The following is a 14826-nucleotide window of genomic DNA, read 5'->3' on the forward strand; positions in this document are numbered from 1 at the left end:
GTCAGTCGCCCAGCACCTGACGCAAGTATTCGTTGTCGAACACACGATTCGCGTCGTACTTGTCTCTCACAGCGACAAAGTCGTCGAGTCGGTCGTACGTAGGACGCAGGTCGTCGACGGTCCGGTTGTGCATTTTTCCCCAATGCGGCCGGCCGTCGACGGCGCGCGCGATGGCTTCCACTGCGGCGAAGTATTCGGTTTCGGGTCGTCGGTGGTACTGGTGTACAGCGATGTATGCGGTGTCGCGGCCGTGAGCAGTCGAGAGCCAGAGGTCGTCGGCGGCAGCAAAACGTACTTCGACGGGGAATGCGACGTTTGTTCCGGACTTCTTCATCCAGCGATCGATTTCGTGGAGTGTCTCGGTGACGTGTTCGCGGGGAATCGCGTATTCCATCTCCTTGAACTTCACCCGGCGCGAAGACGCGAATACTCGGTAGCTGCGATCGGTGAACTCCCGGGCGCCGAGCAATCGAGACGACACGTTGTTGATTCTCGGGATCGCGGCCGGTGCCAGGGTGGCAACGCGGTTGACACCTTCGAAGAGTGTGTTCGAGAGGAGTTCGTCGTCGACGAACGCGCGAACCTTGCCCACTGGATCGGGTTCGGTATCTCCGGGCAGTCGCGTATTGCTCTTCGTCAGGACACGGTCGGTGTGCGGAAACCAGTAGAACTCGAAGTGGTCCAAGCCCAGACGATCGCTCTCGAGGGTGTCCAGTATGTGAGACAGCGTGTCGGGTTCCTCGATTGCGCGAAGTGTGAATCGCGGGACGCAGGCGAGAGTGATCTTCGAAATGATGCCGATTGCGCCCAATCCGAGGCGGCCTGCTTCGAACAATTCGACGTTTTCGTCTGCGCTTGCGGTAACGACGGATCCGTCGGCGAGAACGATCTCGATTCCGCGAATCTGTGTGGCGATACCGCCGAATCGTGCGCCGGTGCCGTGTGTGCCGGTGGACGTCGCGCCGGCCAGTGACTGGACGTCGATGTCGCCGAGATTGGCCATCGCATATCCGCGTTGCCACAAGGCGTCGTTGAGAGCATGAAGGCGAGTGCCTGCAAAAACAGTGACCAGCGCACCGTCGTCGGTCGGCGTGATCGAGTCGATTCCGCTCAAGTTGTCCAGGCTGACGAGGACACCGTCGGTGACCGCGACACCGGTGAACGAATGGCCGGCGCCGACGGCCTTCACGCGTTGGCCGCGCGCCGCGGCCTCGGCGACCAACGACGAAAGTTCACGGGTATTTGTCGGCGTCGCAAAGCGACGCGGCGCGGCACTTTGAGTGCCCGCCCAGTTCTGCCAAGTGTCCGAAGCCATTACGCAATAATGTACTTGGACGGTCGTCCAGGCAAGTATTGCGCGAAGATTTTGTCATTTGCGTTCTACGATCATTGGATGCTGAACAGGCTTCCGGCGGACGAACGCCGCACACAATTGGTCGAGTCCGCTTTGTCTATTGCGGAACAGCGCGGTGTCAGTTCTGTGACGGTAAGGGCGGTGGCAGAGGAGGCCGGCGTATCGCTCGGCGTCGTTCATTACTGCTTCGAGAGCAAGGAAGCGCTGATCGCGGCAATGGGTGAAACGCTCATTCTGCAGCTCAGTGCGTCGATGCAGTATGCGTTCGCGCAGGTCCGCCATGCGCCGGATCTCAGTGGCGTGCAGGGGCTCAGGGAATTGCTGCATATCGGCCTGACCGGAATGTGGCCGACCATCGAAGCAACCCCGGATCGCCAGTTGTTGACCTACGAAATTACCGCGCAGGCACTGCGTAGTCGCAATCTCGGAGCCGAACGTGCTGGGGCAGTTGCATTTGAGCAGTACCGAATCATGGATGAGCTCGCGGTGTCGTTTCTCGAAGAGTGCGCCAAGATATCGGGCACGGTGTGGACGGAGCCGTTGAGTTCGATTGCGCGACTGAGTCTTGCAATGATCGACGGCCTTGTTCTGCGATGGCTGGTCGATCGCGACTCCGACGCGACCATTGCCGAGTTCGGAGAAATGGTTCAGGTAATCGCCAATAAAGCAGTGGTTGCGCTTCAGTAGAACCGCCATCCTGGACATACGTCCAGGATTGGTGATTGACTGGTCGCACGCCGCGACGATTGGATCATCTGTGACCAGGACCCTCGATCGACTCACTGCTGCCACGCGAGAACTCGACCCGCCTCTGGCTGCTCTGGATCTGACCACACTGCGCAGTAATGCAGCCGACCTGGTGCGCCGCGCCGGTGGAACCCCGGTGCGAGTGGCGAGCAAATCGGTTCGTTGTCGTACGGTTCTGACTGAAACTCTCGGTGACACACTGACTGCATCCGGCGGGTTCCGCGGAATCATGGCGTACTCACTGCGCGAGGCTCTGTGGCTGGTCGGGCTCGGCGCACGGGACATCCTGATGGGATACCCGACCGCCGATCGTGGCGCCATCGCGGATCTCGCTGCCGATGACACCGCCCTCCAATCGATCACCTTGATGGTCGACGACGATGCGCAGTTGGATCTCATTCGTTCGGCGTCGACGGGAGATGCGCCTGTCCGGGTGTGTCTCGACGTCGATGCGTCACTTCGGATCGGTCCGATCCATCTGGGTGTACGACGCTCGCCGCTGCGCGAACCTGCCGCGGTCGCCGCACTCGCGGCCCGTGCTCGCCAGCGCGGATTCTCAGTTGTCGGAGTGATGTTCTACGAGGCCCAGATCGCCGGCCTCCCGGACACCAGCGCTCCGATCGGTTGGGTCAAGAAGGCCTCTGCACGCGAACTGGCGTCCAGAAGGGGCGCTGTGGTCGCGGCCGTCACCGATGCCGTGGGTGCACTCGAGATCGTCAACAGCGGCGGTACGGGGTCGCTGGAGGTCAGCTCGGCCGATCCTGTGGTGACCGAGGTAACAGCAGGCTCCGGACTGTACGTACCGACCCTGTTCGACCGCTACCGAGCCTTCCGTCCCGATCCGGCGCTGTTCTTCGCGCTGTCGGCCGTGCGCAAGCCGACGCCGTCGGTCACGACCCTTTTCGGCGGCGGATACATCGCGTCGGGACCTGCCGGAGCCACCCGCGTTCCGTCACCGGTCTGGCCCGCTGGTCTCAAACTGCTCCGCAACGAAGGAGCCGGCGAAGTCCAGACGCCGGTCACCGGGAAGGAAGCCGGAAACATCGCGATCGGCGACCGCGTATGGTTCCGTCACGCCAAAGCCGGCGAGCTGTGCGAGCGCTTCGACCGCGTGTATGTGGTCGAAGCCGACGGCACCCGAACCTCGGTTCCCACCTACCGCGGCGAAGGGCAGTGTTTCGGGTAGGACAGTGTTTCGGGTAGGACAGGCTTTGGGTGTGAAAACATTCGGCTAGCTCGTCAACCTCATGAACGCGCCCAGCTCCACCAATCCTGCGGGCGTGCTCGGCATGTACTGCGTCAACGCGTGTGATCGGACGATGATCGCGCACCACTTGCCGCGGGAGACAGCAACATTGAGGCGGTTCCGCGACAGGAGGAACGACATTCCTCGCGGGACGTCCTCGACGGCAGATGCGGCCATCGACACGATTGCCACCGCGGCCTCGCGGCCCTGGAACTTGTCGACGGTCCCGACCTCGACCTCCGTGAGACCGGCTTCGGTGAGATCGCGCTCGACGGTGCCGACCTGGGCGTTGTATGCCGCGACCACGAGGATGTCCGACTGCTCCAGGGGCCGGGTTCCCTCGAACTCGCTCGGATCGGTCCATGGCGTACCGAGAAGGCCCTGGATCTGGCGAACGATTTCCTGGGACTCTTCCGGGGAGTACGTGGAATTGCCGCGGTGATCGACGAACACCGTGTGCACTCCGGCAGCGAGTCCGTCGAGTTTTCTTGCCGCACTCACGGTTTCCTGAGAATGGAGCTTGCCCTCGTACGACAGTGCGGACACGGGCGCACACAGATCCGGGTGCATCCGCCAAGTCTTCTCGAGGAAATAGCCGAGTTCGGGTGGCAGTGCGCCGTGTCCCTCGGCGAGCCAACCGAGCGCCGATTCGTCGACAGGTTCGGGGTGAGTACCTTGGCTCACCTGCGGCAACTGCTGCGGATCGCCCAGCAGCAACAGGTTTCGCGCGGAAATCGCGACGGCAATGGTGTTGGCGAGCGCGAACTGGCCCGCCTCGTCGACCACGAGCAGGTCCAAGCTGCCCGCCGGAACACGATCGGTGTTCGCGAAGTCCCACGCAGTGCCGCCGATGACGCAGCCGACGCCTTCGGCCTCGGCGATGAATCCCGCATATTCTTCGGATGCGATGTCCTGCCATTCTGCGGTCTTGCTGCGGCTGCCCTTCTTCGCGACCAGTGCAGGGTCCACGCCGGCCTTCAGAATGCCGCCGAGCATGTTCTCGACCACCGAATGTGACTGAGCCACGACTCCGATTCGCCACTGATGTTGTTCGATTAGTGTCTTGACGACACGAGCACCCGTGTAGGTCTTGCCCGTACCAGGGGGACCCTGTACTGCCACGTAGGAATCATCGAGGTCGAGAAGTGCGGCGGTGATGGCGTCCGCGTAGTTGTTGTCGGTGCCGACGGGCGGGAGCGGTGAACCCGAGCGTGTCCTCGGGGTGCTGCGCCGGAGAATGTCGACCGCTGCTACGGGTGGCAGTTCGGGCAGGATCTCGCTGGCGCCGGATGCGGCAGCGGCGATGGACTTCTCCATGCGTCCGGTGGGAATCGGACGACCAGGTGCCAATGCGACTGGAGCATCGAGGTATTCGTCACCGCCGAGCAGTTCTTCGACGGTGACCACGTCGAGTCCTTCGGACTTGACCACGGCCGTGACCTTGACGCTGCTGGTGCCGCGTTGGGTGGGGTTCTCGCTGGCAACAGCATCGGGGGAGGGGGTTGCGTAGAGAGCGAACAGATCACTGCCCGGGCTCAAAGACGTTCCGGTGCCGAAACTTCCGGTCAGCTGAATGTGTCGACGGAACTTCTTCTGACGTGGGGTGCTCTTGTGCCAGTCCGCCTCGATTTCGGACTGTTCGACCACCATGACGTCGCGGATGTCCACCAGGTCTTCGATCGGTGTGACCAATCGGTCGAAGTGGGCCCACCAGTACGGCTTCCGCTCACGATTGTGGTACCCCACCGCAGCAGCCAGTAGAGCAGCTGCCTGCTGATCGGGGGTACGCGCCGAACCTGCCTTGTGTCCTGCGAATTCGCGGAGCGCGATCTCCGATTCGGTGAGCTCCTCGAGTGGAATCTTGATCTGCCCGGTCGGCTCACGAAGTTCGACGCCGTGTTCTGCGGCGCGCTCGGCAAGCCAATCGCGCAGGCGCAGAGTGGATTCGCAGTCGTACTCGTTGTAGTCGGAGATGCCCTGAAGAAGTTCCCTGGCCTGGTCGGCTTGTCCGCCGTCGCGCAATTGGCAGTAGTCGGCATAAGCGACAACCGAAGCGGCGGCATTGGTCACGTCGCCGTCGCGGCCGTGCTCACCCATGTAGAGCGGCTCGAGTTTCTTGATGCTGTACGAGCGTTGTCCGATCCGCAGGCAGGCACGGACGATCGGGTACAGGTCCACGAGCACGTTCTCGCTGAGCAGCGTGTCCACCGTTTGCTCGCCGACACCGTGACGTGCGGCCAAGCGCAACAGCGCCGATTTCTCGTACGCGGCGTAGTGATAGATGTGCATGCCGGGGTGAGCTTCTCGGCGCGCGGTGACGTAGTCGAGGAAGTCGAGGAGTGCTTGGCGTTCACCGTCGCGATCGTGTGCCCAGAACGGCTTGAACACGTAGTCGTCCGCCGGTCCTTCGACCACACCGAAAAGGTATTCCAACCCCCAGTCGGTGGATCCGTCCTCGGCCCAGAGGGGATCGCCCTCGAAGTCGAAGAAGATGTCGCCGTCGTCGGGGACGGGTAGTCCGCCGAGCGCCGAGGGTTCGTAGACCTCGAATTCGGCGTCGCCGGATTGTTCCTGACGAAGTTGAACCGCGGCCTGTGCACGGAGTTTGTCGAGTGTTTCCCGTCGAATTCCCTCGACAGGGCCGGTGCTCGCGGCGAGTTCGTCAATTGTCGTGATCCCCGAGACGATCAGTTGTTCACGCTGATGGCCGCGGACGCCCGCAACCAGCAGCAGGTCCCGATGGCTTTCGACTTCGACGCTGCAGGTGTTGCACCGACCACAACGCAGGTACCGATCGTCGAGCCACTGTGTCGGTTTCCCCTCAGCACGGTGCTCGTCGAGGACTCGTTCGAGTTCAGCTCTGCGTGCTGCGAATACCGGCGCGATGTCTCCGATGTCGTGCGACGACGTGCTGCCGTCGCCGAGCAGTAGATGAACCTGATCGGAGGCGGCAATTGCATTGCGCTCCAACGCATCCGCGTATGCGGCGAGTTGTAGAAGTGCCGACACCTTGGCGTGCCGGGAGAGCTTGCTGTCGTAGACCGCGTAGGTGTCGCCTTCGCGGACGAGGAAATCGCAGAACCCGAGGAATCGGCCGTCGAAAAAGGTTCCCTGATAGATGACTGGCGCGCCCGATCGGGCTGCCTCGACGGTGGCCAACGTGGCGGCGGTCAGGCCTGCGCGTGAGTGTTCCGGTCGCGGCATGACGACGACGCCGTCTCCGTGTTGATCGATGAACTTCTGAAGCTGTTCGCGCTCGTGCGAGTCGCCGAGGCTCGACGTCCGCTCGAGCATCGGATCCGCCTCGGCCGCCTCGGCTGAGATCAGACCGGTTCGGGCGTCGAGTTGCCGCAACAGTGCGAACTCGCACGAGGCCGCGGCCGAGAGGTCACTGGCGCTGTAGACGATCTGATCATCGAGTAGGAACACACGGAGATTGTGCCATCGCTCACCGACAAGGCAACCCACCAGTAATCGCCCACCGCCCGCGGATACCCGTAGGAGAGTGCAGAATGACGAGCATGCCCTTCTTCGACGGACGAACCGGTCAGGTGCACTTTCGGCATTGGCCGGCGGCAGGGGGCGCAGTGCCCACTGTGTCTTTGGTCTTTCTGCACGGCCTCGGTCAGCACAGCGGGCAGTATCACCGTTTCGCGAGCGCAATGACGGCGTCGGGGATTGACGTGTGGGCGATCGATCACACCGGGCACGGTTTGTCGGAGGGTGATCCGGGAGTCGGGGCTCCGCTCTCCGATCTTGCTGCCGATGCAGCCGCGCTGGCTGACATCGCCTTGGCGGAACTGCCCGACGTTCCGCAGGCGGTGATGGGTCATTCGTTAGGTGCTGTGACTGCGCTGACGGTGCTGGCTCATCGCGATCACGAATTCGCGTCCGCGGTGTTGTGCGGCATTCCGCGCAGCGCGGTGGAGCAACACGGGTGGGCGGAACTCTCCGACGCGGGCATCCCAGTCCTGGTCGTTCACGGTACCGACGACCGGATCGCCCCGGTCGATCCCGTCCGAGACTGGGCGCGGACGCTGCGCAACGTCGAAATGCGCGAGTTCGAGGACGCCGGTCACGACCTGCTGCACGAGAAGGTTCACGCCAGTGTCACCAACGTCAGCCGTGAATTCCTTCTCGCGCATTCCAGGTAGTCCTCTCAGGAGAGCGCGCCGAGCACCTCTTTCGACGTGACGGGGTGCGAGAACATCGGGTAGTCGTAGGTGATCGCGTTCTCGTGTTCGGCGACCGAGGTGCCTGCCACGCAATCGGTGAGTGTGATGACCCGGTAACCGTTCTCGTATCCGGTGCGCATGGTCGATTCGACGCAGCAGTTGGTCAGGAAGCCGCCGAGAACGATCGTGCGAATTCCTTTGCTGCGCAGAATGAAATCGAGGTTGGTGCTGGCAAAAGTGTCGAGTCCGCGCTTGCCCTCGATGACGATGTCGCCGTTTTTCGGGGCGAGTTCGTCGACGATCGCAGCTCCCCAGGAACCCTTCACGAAAGCCTTGCCGTCGACGACGCCCTTGAGGATGCCGTACGGATGCGAGGTGATTTCGTTGTATCCCTCGGCGAAGGTGATCGGTGCGTGCATCACGGTGACACCTGCCGCCCGAGCCGCATCGACCAGCGCAGTGGTGTTCGCGAGGAGTCCGTTCGATTCCATGACCGGAGCGACGGCCTCGTGAAGAACACCGCCCTCGGTGGTGAAGTCGTTCTGGTACTCGATGAGCACGACGGCTGTGGTTGCTGGATCCAATTCGAGCTTGTCGGTCATGGTCGACACCTTGTCTGTTGTGGTCCGGGTCACGAATCTCCTCAATTAAACAGTTTGTCAGACAAGCAGGCAAGGGGTGGTAGCGTCGCGGTATGGATACGACTCCGTTGTCGCGCATGCCGCTCAGCCTTGCCGTGTCGGGAAGAATCCGTGCTGCCATACTCGACGGCTCGCTTCCCGTCGGCGAGGCGTTGCCGACCGAACAGGAACTCGCGCAGACGTTTTCGGTGGGACGATCGACGGTCCGCGAGGCACTTCGTGTCCTGCAAGCACAGGGATTGTTGACCGGCGCGGACACCACCTCTACTGCCAGGCCTCGGGTGACGCACGAGCACACCGCCGATTCTGCGGCCACCGCTCTCAGTACGGCACTGCAAGTGGGCGCGGTTCCGCTCGGCGATCTTGTCGAATTGCGAGTGCTGCTCGAAGCTGCTGCGCTACGAACCGTCGCCGCCGTGCCAGAGGACGCCCGGGCTGCGATCGAGCGAATGCGCATCGCAACCCGGGCCGACGACTCGGTCGCATTCCACGACGCCGACGTCGACTTTCACGTTGCGCTCGCCGGAGCGGGCGGAAACAAGGCGTTCGGGTTGGTCATGACGGTTCTCCGCGACAGCATCGCCGGCTACCTGCTGAGCGAACTCGACTCGCGCGAGAACTCGGCGGCCACGCTTGGCTCACTGCTGGCCGAGCACGAGGGTATCGCCGACGCGATCGAGCGCGGCGCAGCTGACGAGGCCGCCGATTTGGTCGAGCGCCATGTGCGCGGATTCTACGAAGGACGAACGGAATGACCACGAGTATCGATCTGTTGGGCGAACGCTTGCAGAAAGCGGTGGGGGACAGGGCGACAACCGATCCCGACCGGATGGGCGCGTACGTCCGGGATCAATCACTGCTCACTGCAGCCGGAAGGCCCGCCGCGCTGGTCAAGGCGAAGACGGTCGACGACGTCGTCGCGGTTATGACAGTGGCGCACGAACTCTCCGTTCCGGTGGTGACACGAGGGGCAGGTACCGGGTTGGCCGGCGCTGCCAATGCGCTCGACGGGTGCATCGTCTTGAGCGTCGCGGGCATGGATCGCATTCTCGAGATCGATCCTGCCGCGCGCACCGCCACGGTGGAGCCCGGAGTGATCAATGGTGACCTGGCGGAAGCTGCTGCACAGCAGGGTCTTTGGTACGTACCGGATCCGGGAAGTCGGGCCATCTCGAGTATCGGCGGCAATCTGGCGACAAATGCAGGCGGCATCTGTTGCGCCAAGTACGGCGTCACCGGTGATCACGTCGCGGCCCTGACGGCGGTACTCGCCGACGGGCGTGTGGTCCGTACCGGTGCACGGACGCGCAAAAATGTTGCGGGGCTGGACCTGACACATCTGCTCGTGGGCTCGGAGGGAACGCTCGCGGTCATCGTCGAAGCCACGATGCGATTGCGTACGGCGCCCACTGCGGCGACCACCGTCGTCGCCTTCTTCGATTCCGCGGAGTCCGCGATCGATGCCGTCCTCGCCGTGTCGGCAGTGGCCGAACCGTGTCAGATGGAGTTGATGGACGACGTCACCATCGGCGCGGTCAATCGGCTGACGAAGATGGGGTTGGACGAATCGGCCGGGGCGATGCTGCTCATCCAGTGCGACGGTAGGTCGGCGGCCGCCGAGGCAGCGGACTGCGCCGCGGCGTGCGAAAGTGCCGGGGCTCGAGAGGTTTTCCACACCGACGATCCCGTGGAAGGTGAAGAGTTCACTGCCGCCCGCCGGATGGCGTTGCCAGCTCTCGAGGCGTTGGGCACGGTACTTCTCGACGACGTCGCGGTGCCGGTGCCGGCGTTGCCGTCCATGTTGGAATGCATTCGTGAAGCGGCCGATCGCCACGGTGTCACGATCGGAACCTTCGGCCACGCCGCCGACGGCAATCTCCACCCGACCATCGTGTTCGACGCTGCCGAAACGGGAGCGCAGGATCGTGCACGCGGAGCTTTCGACGACATCGTTGCCGGCGCACTGGCGTTGGGCGGAACGATCAGCGGTGAACACGGTATCGGGGTTCTCAAAGCGCCGTACATGGCAGATATGGTCGGCCAGACCGAACGCCAGTTGATGCTTGCGGTGAAGGCCGCATTCGATCCGAAGAGCATTCTCAATCCCGGACGGGGTATCTGAGCGCTTCGTCCGACCCTCACTCGTCGGAAATTGCGCTACCAGACGAACTTGTTGCTGCACGACGCTTTTCGAGTGACGATGGCCGTCATGAAGCTGCTGATGCTCGGAGGAACACGGTTCCTCGGCCGTGCCCTCGTCGACGACGCCCTGGCGCGGGGCTGGGAAGTGACAGTGCTCCATCGGGGGCTCACCGGAGCGCCACCACCTACCGCGGAGGTTCTGTTCGCGGATCGTACCGATCAGCGAGCGATGGTTGAGGCGCTCGGTGATCGTCGATGGGATTTTGTCGTCGACACCTGGTCGGGTAGCCCCCGAGTGGTCGGTGAGAATGCACGCGTCTTGCACGGTCACGTCGACCGGTACGCATACATCTCCAGTGGATCCGTCTACCAATGGGGCTTGCACGTGGACGAGGGCTCGCCGGTGGTTGCCGCATCTGCGACGTCCGATGACAACAGCGATTACGCGTCCGCCAAACGCGGGGCCGAACTCGCTGTCCTGGAATCCTTCCCGGACGCGCTGCTCGCGAGGGCAGGGTTGATCCTCGGTCCGCACGAGGACATCGGGCGGTTGCCGTGGTGGTTGCAGCGCATCGCTGAGGGCGGACGCGTCGTTGCTCCCGGAGCGCCGACCAGACCGTTGCAGTACGTCGATGCCCGCGACATCGCATCGTTTGTCCTGTCCGGACTGGCGGCCGAAATCAGCGGGACGTACGACGTCATCAGTGCGTCCGGGCACACCACTACCTCCGGGCTCCTCGAGGCGTGCGTGGACGCCACCGGTTCGGGTGCGGAGTTGGTGTGGATCGACGAGGACCGACTTGCAGTAGCGGGAGCGCAACCGTGGACACAACTGCCGTGTTGGGTCCCGCAAGAGGGCGAGTTCGCGGGTTTCCTCGAAGCCGACACTGCCAAGGCGGCGCGGGCAGGGTTGCGGTGCCGTCCCGTCGAAGACACCGTGCGCGATACCTGGGAGTGGATGCAGCGGGAAACTCTGCCGACCCAGCGGGAGGATCGTGCGGTGCACGGCCTTCCATCCGAGATCGAAAAGGAACTACTCTCCGCCGGGGAGTGAAACGAGTCTGGCCCGGTTCGCATTCGAACCGGGCCAGACTCGTGAAAGACGATCGATCAGGCGTACAGGTCGCTGATCTTGGTCTTGTGAGCTTCGTGAATGATGTTGCGCTTGAGCTTGAGCGTCGGCGTCAATTCACCGGTCTCCTGGGTGAAGTCGACCTCGAGGATCGTGTACTTCTTGATCTGCTCGGGGTTGGAGACCTTCTTGTTCGCGTCGGCAACGGCCGAGTCGATCTCGGCGATCAGGTCGGCGTTCTTCACCAGATCCGCGATCGCGGTGCCGGCGGGCAGGCCGTTGCGCTCGACCCAACCGGGCAGAGTCTCCGGATCGAGGGTGATCAGTGCACCGATGAACGGCTGACCGTCGCCGACGACGAGGCACTGGCTGATCAGAGCGTGCGCACGCAGGGAATCCTCGAGGCCTGCCGGTGCGACGTTCTTGCCTCCGGCCGTGACGATGATTTCCTTCTTGCGCCCGGTGATGGAGACGTAGCCCTCGTTGTCGATCGATCCGAGGTCGCCGGTGTGGAACCAGCCGTCGACGATCGATTCGGCCGTCGCCTTGTCGTTGTGCCAGTAGCCGGCGAAGACGACCGGGCCCTGCAGGAGGAGTTCGCCGTCCTCGGCGATCCGTGCTGCATGGCCGTTGATCGGCTTGCCGACGGTGCCGACGCGCTGCGCGCTCGAGGTGTTGACGGTGATTGCGGCGCTGGTCTCGGTGAGTCCGTAGCCCTCGTAGATCGGGATGCCGACGCCGCGGAAGTAGTGGCCGAGACGCGCGCCGAGGGCGGCGCCACCGGAGACTGCACGCTCGCACTCGCCGCCCAGAGCTGCGCGCAACTTCGAGTAGACGAGCTTGTCGAATACCGCATGCTTGAGCTTGAGTGCCAGCCCGGGGCCACCCTTTTCGAGGGACTCGCTGTATTCGATGGCAGTGGCGGCAGCCTTGTCGAAGATGCTGCCCTTACCGCCGTCGACTGCCTTCTGGCGAGCCGAGTTGTACACCTTCTCGAACACGCGCGGTACCGAGAGGATGAAGTTGGGCTTGAAACCGGCGAACTGCTCGAGGAGCGTCGTCAGATCCGACGTGTGGGCGACGGTGACCTTGGCGTCGAAAGCGCCGAAGGAGATAGCTCGCGCGAATACGTGGGCGAGCGGCAGGAACATCAGCGTCTTCTTGCCGGGGACCATCGACTCCGGCATCGCCAGGCGGCAGGCGTTGGACTCGGCGTAGAAGTTGGAGTGCGTCAGCTGGACACCCTTGGGGCGTCCGGTGGTTCCGGAGGTGTAGATCAGGGTCGCGGGCGAGGCAGCGGTGACCTGGTGACGACGAGTGTGCAGTTCTTCGTCGGTGATTGCCGATCCGCGACTGGACAGCTCGTCGATAGCACCTGACTCGATGACCAGAACCTCGCGGAGGGCTTCTGCACCGTCGGTGACTTCCTTGTGAGTTTCCGCGTGCTTGGCCGTTTCGACGACCAGAAGTGTTGTCGCCGAATCCTCGAGGATCCACTGCGCCTGATCAGGGGAGGAGGTCTCGTAGATCGCGACGGTGCATCCGCCGGCAGTCCAGATGGCGTAGTCGAGAACGACCCACTCGTAGCGAGTTGCTGACAGGATAGCGACGCGGTCGCCGAGCTCGACGCCCGAAGCGATCAGGCCCTTGGCAACTGCGGAGACCTGCTTCGCGAATTCAGCTGCAGTGACGTCGACCCATCCACCGTTCGACGGCCTCTTGAACGGCACGAATGTGGGGTCTTCTTCGGCGTGACGGAACACGGAGTCGGCCATGGATACGTTCTCCGGAATTGAGAACGACTGTGGAACTGAGAACTCGCGCACTATTGACCCCTCCAGTGACTACTGACATTTCTGATGTGCATTGCATCACATTAGTCGTCATTTTGCACTGTCGTTACTATTCGGTAGAACTGGTCGGGCGCTGACCTGCAGTTTAGTGTGACCGCCTGTTTACAGGTACTCAGGCGACGTGTTGGAGCATGCGGCCGTGCACGGACAACCACCGGCGAATTGCGTAGTCCAATCGGTCCGGATCCACTCCGAGTTGCTCTGCAGTAGCTGCAAGGATCTCCGAGGTGTCTCCTGGTAACTCGGTGGTGCCGAGTGTTGCGCTGATGAACGTGTCGGCAGCGGTACCCAGATCGGTGTGTGGAATTCCGGCCAACATCAACAGGTGTGCCCAGGTCACTTCGGAACCGTCTCCGCAGGCGTCCACCCAGGCAAGGTGAACCGCATCGAGAGCGTTGTCGGAATCGGCAGCAGAGAGCAGGTCCTCGACGCTGTTGATCCGCAAGTGATGGAGTTTCTCGGCGACCTGTTGGATGTGACGCGCCTCGATCGGGACACCCGTCGCCGTGTAGCGACGCTTGTACGAGCCGATCTTGCCTGCCCACTGGTCCGAACTCCCGGCTTCCTCGAAGGTGCGGAGTAGTTCGCGTGCGCCGTCCGTGACGGGTTTGTCTTCGCGGGCTTTCCGGTAGGCCAGGTAGCGATCTACGACGGTCACTTCGCTGTGACCCGACGTGGACTGAACGGATTCGATGATGCACAGGGCGAGGCTCTGTCGATAAGCGTCTGACGCAACCCAGGCGGAAGGGTCGCCCAGGCGGTCACGGCACGCAGCTGCGACGGCGTCGACGGTATCGGTCGAGATGGTCACGGTTCCTCCAGAAAGCCGAATTCTTTTTGTTCCATTTGGGCTATCGGCACCGAGGAGCGAAATGTTGCACACATCACAAATTCTCAGAGATCTCTTGGACTGCGCTCAGGCTGGAGGGGTGTCCTCTCAGGCGAGGAAGGTCAGCACTTCGTCGTCGCTGAGTTGATGAAAGTCCTCGAATGCAGCACCGACGCCGCCCAGCAGGGCAGGAACGAAGGGGCAGACGACCCGATCGGCTGAGCACGCGATCACTCTCATTGCTTCAGGGGAGGCAACTGGGACAGCGACGATGACGGAGGCAGCACCCGCGGTGCGCGCGCAGCGGCAGGCAACGGCGGCACTCGCACCCGTGGCCATTCCGTCGTCGACGATCACTGCTGTGCGTCCGTGGAGGGAAACCGGGGTCCGTCCCTCGCGCAGGAGCCGCGCTCGCCGTTCCAATTCGGTTCGTTCGTCGCGTTCGACGGCGGCGAGTTCACTTTTCGAGACGCGAACCGCTGCGATGACGTCGTGATTGAGGACCCGCACGCCACCCTCACCGATGGCGCCCATCGCCAGTTCCGGGTTGTACGGACTGCCGAGCTTGCGCACCACCACGATGTCCAGCGGAGCGTTCAGTGCCGCAGCCACCTCGGCTGCGACCGGTACTCCGCCGCGTGGGAGTCCGAGAACGACAGGCTTGTCGAGACGCAAAGACTCGAGCCGCCCGGCCAGAAATTTGCCGGCGGAAGATCGATCCCGATACTGGGTCACTGCGTTGTCCTCGAGAAGCTCGAACCCCGACC

At 63.0% G+C, this 14826-nt stretch carries 12 protein-coding genes; 6 read left to right on the forward strand and 6 right to left on the reverse strand.

Features of this window, described 5'->3' with window-relative positions; translation table 11 throughout:
• Window position 1: 1 nt before the first annotated feature.
• The gene (locus FEZ59_RS20520) at window positions 2-1315 is read right to left on the reverse strand and encodes a D-arabinono-1,4-lactone oxidase (protein ID WP_019749315.1); all 1314 of its coding nucleotides are present in this window, start codon (window positions 1313-1315) and stop codon (window positions 2-4) included.
• A 78-nt stretch (window positions 1316-1393) separates the two neighbouring features.
• On the opposite strand from FEZ59_RS20520, the gene FEZ59_RS20525 reads away from it, so the two are divergent.
• Together FEZ59_RS20525 and FEZ59_RS20530 are read left to right on the forward strand one after the other, a co-directional pair.
• Window positions 1394-2041 (forward strand): TetR/AcrR family transcriptional regulator, encoded by a 648-nt coding sequence (locus FEZ59_RS20525; protein ID WP_172933096.1) that lies wholly within the window; start codon window positions 1394-1396, stop codon window positions 2039-2041.
• A gap of 70 nt (window positions 2042-2111) precedes the next feature.
• A complete protein-coding gene (locus tag FEZ59_RS20530) occupies window positions 2112-3287 on the forward strand; it encodes an amino acid deaminase/aldolase (protein WP_020970184.1) in 1176 nt (391 codons plus the stop codon).
• A 45-nt stretch (window positions 3288-3332) separates the two neighbouring features.
• Here FEZ59_RS20530 and FEZ59_RS20535 read toward each other — a convergent pair whose 3' ends face one another.
• Entirely contained in the window at window positions 3333-6776 is a 3444-nt protein-coding gene (locus tag FEZ59_RS20535) for a TM0106 family RecB-like putative nuclease (RefSeq protein WP_172933097.1), read from the reverse strand.
• Between the two features lie 83 nt (window positions 6777-6859).
• On the opposite strand from FEZ59_RS20535, the gene FEZ59_RS20540 reads away from it, so the two are divergent.
• Window positions 6860-7501: an alpha/beta fold hydrolase gene (locus tag FEZ59_RS20540; RefSeq protein ID WP_029255791.1), complete on the forward strand. Its 642-nt coding sequence runs from the start codon at window positions 6860-6862 to the stop codon at window positions 7499-7501.
• Window positions 7502-7506: 5 nt separating this feature from the next.
• On the opposite strand, the gene FEZ59_RS20545 is transcribed toward FEZ59_RS20540, so the two are convergent.
• Window positions 7507-8124 carry an isochorismatase family cysteine hydrolase gene (locus FEZ59_RS20545; protein WP_042952418.1) on the reverse strand — a complete coding sequence of 206 codons (618 nt, stop codon included), beginning with the start codon at window positions 8122-8124 and terminating at the stop codon, window positions 7507-7509.
• A 92-nt stretch (window positions 8125-8216) separates the two neighbouring features.
• Between FEZ59_RS20545 and FEZ59_RS20550 the strand changes: the two genes are divergently transcribed.
• From FEZ59_RS20550 to FEZ59_RS20560, 3 genes are all read left to right on the forward strand, one after another.
• Window positions 8217-8918, forward strand: coding sequence for an FCD domain-containing protein (locus FEZ59_RS20550; RefSeq protein ID WP_172933098.1), 702 nt, complete (start codon window positions 8217-8219; stop codon window positions 8916-8918).
• Window positions 8915-10285, forward strand: coding sequence for an FAD-linked oxidase C-terminal domain-containing protein (locus tag FEZ59_RS20555; RefSeq protein ID WP_060939473.1), 1371 nt, complete (start codon window positions 8915-8917; stop codon window positions 10283-10285). The genes FEZ59_RS20550 and FEZ59_RS20555 overlap by 4 nt, the downstream gene beginning before the upstream one ends.
• 87 nt (window positions 10286-10372) lie before the next feature.
• On the forward strand, window positions 10373-11359 hold the full coding sequence (locus FEZ59_RS20560; RefSeq protein WP_060939495.1) for an NAD-dependent epimerase/dehydratase family protein: 987 nt from the start codon (window positions 10373-10375) through the stop codon (window positions 11357-11359).
• A 56-nt stretch (window positions 11360-11415) separates the two neighbouring features.
• Here FEZ59_RS20560 and FEZ59_RS20565 read toward each other — a convergent pair whose 3' ends face one another.
• The 3 genes from FEZ59_RS20565 to FEZ59_RS20575 all read right to left on the reverse strand — a co-directional run bounded on the left by FEZ59_RS20565 (window position 11416) and on the right by FEZ59_RS20575 (window position 14794).
• Window positions 11416-13203 carry a long-chain fatty acid--CoA ligase gene (locus tag FEZ59_RS20565; protein ID WP_019749307.1) on the reverse strand — a complete coding sequence of 596 codons (1788 nt, stop codon included), beginning with the start codon at window positions 13201-13203 and terminating at the stop codon, window positions 11416-11418.
• 139 nt (window positions 13204-13342) lie between these two features.
• Window positions 13343-14041 (reverse strand): hypothetical protein, encoded by a 699-nt coding sequence (locus FEZ59_RS20570; protein WP_019749306.1) that lies wholly within the window; start codon window positions 14039-14041, stop codon window positions 13343-13345.
• Window positions 14042-14167: 126 nt separating this feature from the next.
• The gene (locus tag FEZ59_RS20575) at window positions 14168-14794 is read right to left on the reverse strand and encodes a phosphoribosyltransferase family protein (RefSeq protein WP_029255786.1); all 627 of its coding nucleotides are present in this window, start codon (window positions 14792-14794) and stop codon (window positions 14168-14170) included.
• Between the last annotated feature and the right edge of the window lie 32 nt (window positions 14795-14826).

Origin of the sequence: Rhodococcus sp. MS13, assembly GCF_013277835.1 — a bacterium.
GTDB lineage: Bacteria > Actinomycetota > Actinomycetes > Mycobacteriales > Mycobacteriaceae > Rhodococcus_F > Rhodococcus_F erythropolis.

Coding starts and splice junctions, on each gene's coding strand:
- FEZ59_RS20520 (WP_019749315.1), bottom strand. CDS start 1,315: ATGGCTTCGGACACTTGGCAGAACTGGGCGGGCACTCAAAGTGCCGCG.
- FEZ59_RS20525 (WP_172933096.1), top strand. CDS start 1,394: ATGCTGAACAGGCTTCCGGCGGACGAACGCCGCACACAATTGGTCGAG.
- FEZ59_RS20540 (WP_029255791.1), top strand. CDS start 6,860: ATGACGAGCATGCCCTTCTTCGACGGACGAACCGGTCAGGTGCACTTT.
- FEZ59_RS20545 (WP_042952418.1), bottom strand. CDS start 8,124: ATGACCGACAAGCTCGAATTGGATCCAGCAACCACAGCCGTCGTGCTC.
- FEZ59_RS20550 (WP_172933098.1), top strand. CDS start 8,217: ATGGATACGACTCCGTTGTCGCGCATGCCGCTCAGCCTTGCCGTGTCG.
- FEZ59_RS20555 (WP_060939473.1), top strand. CDS start 8,915: ATGACCACGAGTATCGATCTGTTGGGCGAACGCTTGCAGAAAGCGGTG.
- FEZ59_RS20560 (WP_060939495.1), top strand. CDS start 10,373: ATGAAGCTGCTGATGCTCGGAGGAACACGGTTCCTCGGCCGTGCCCTC.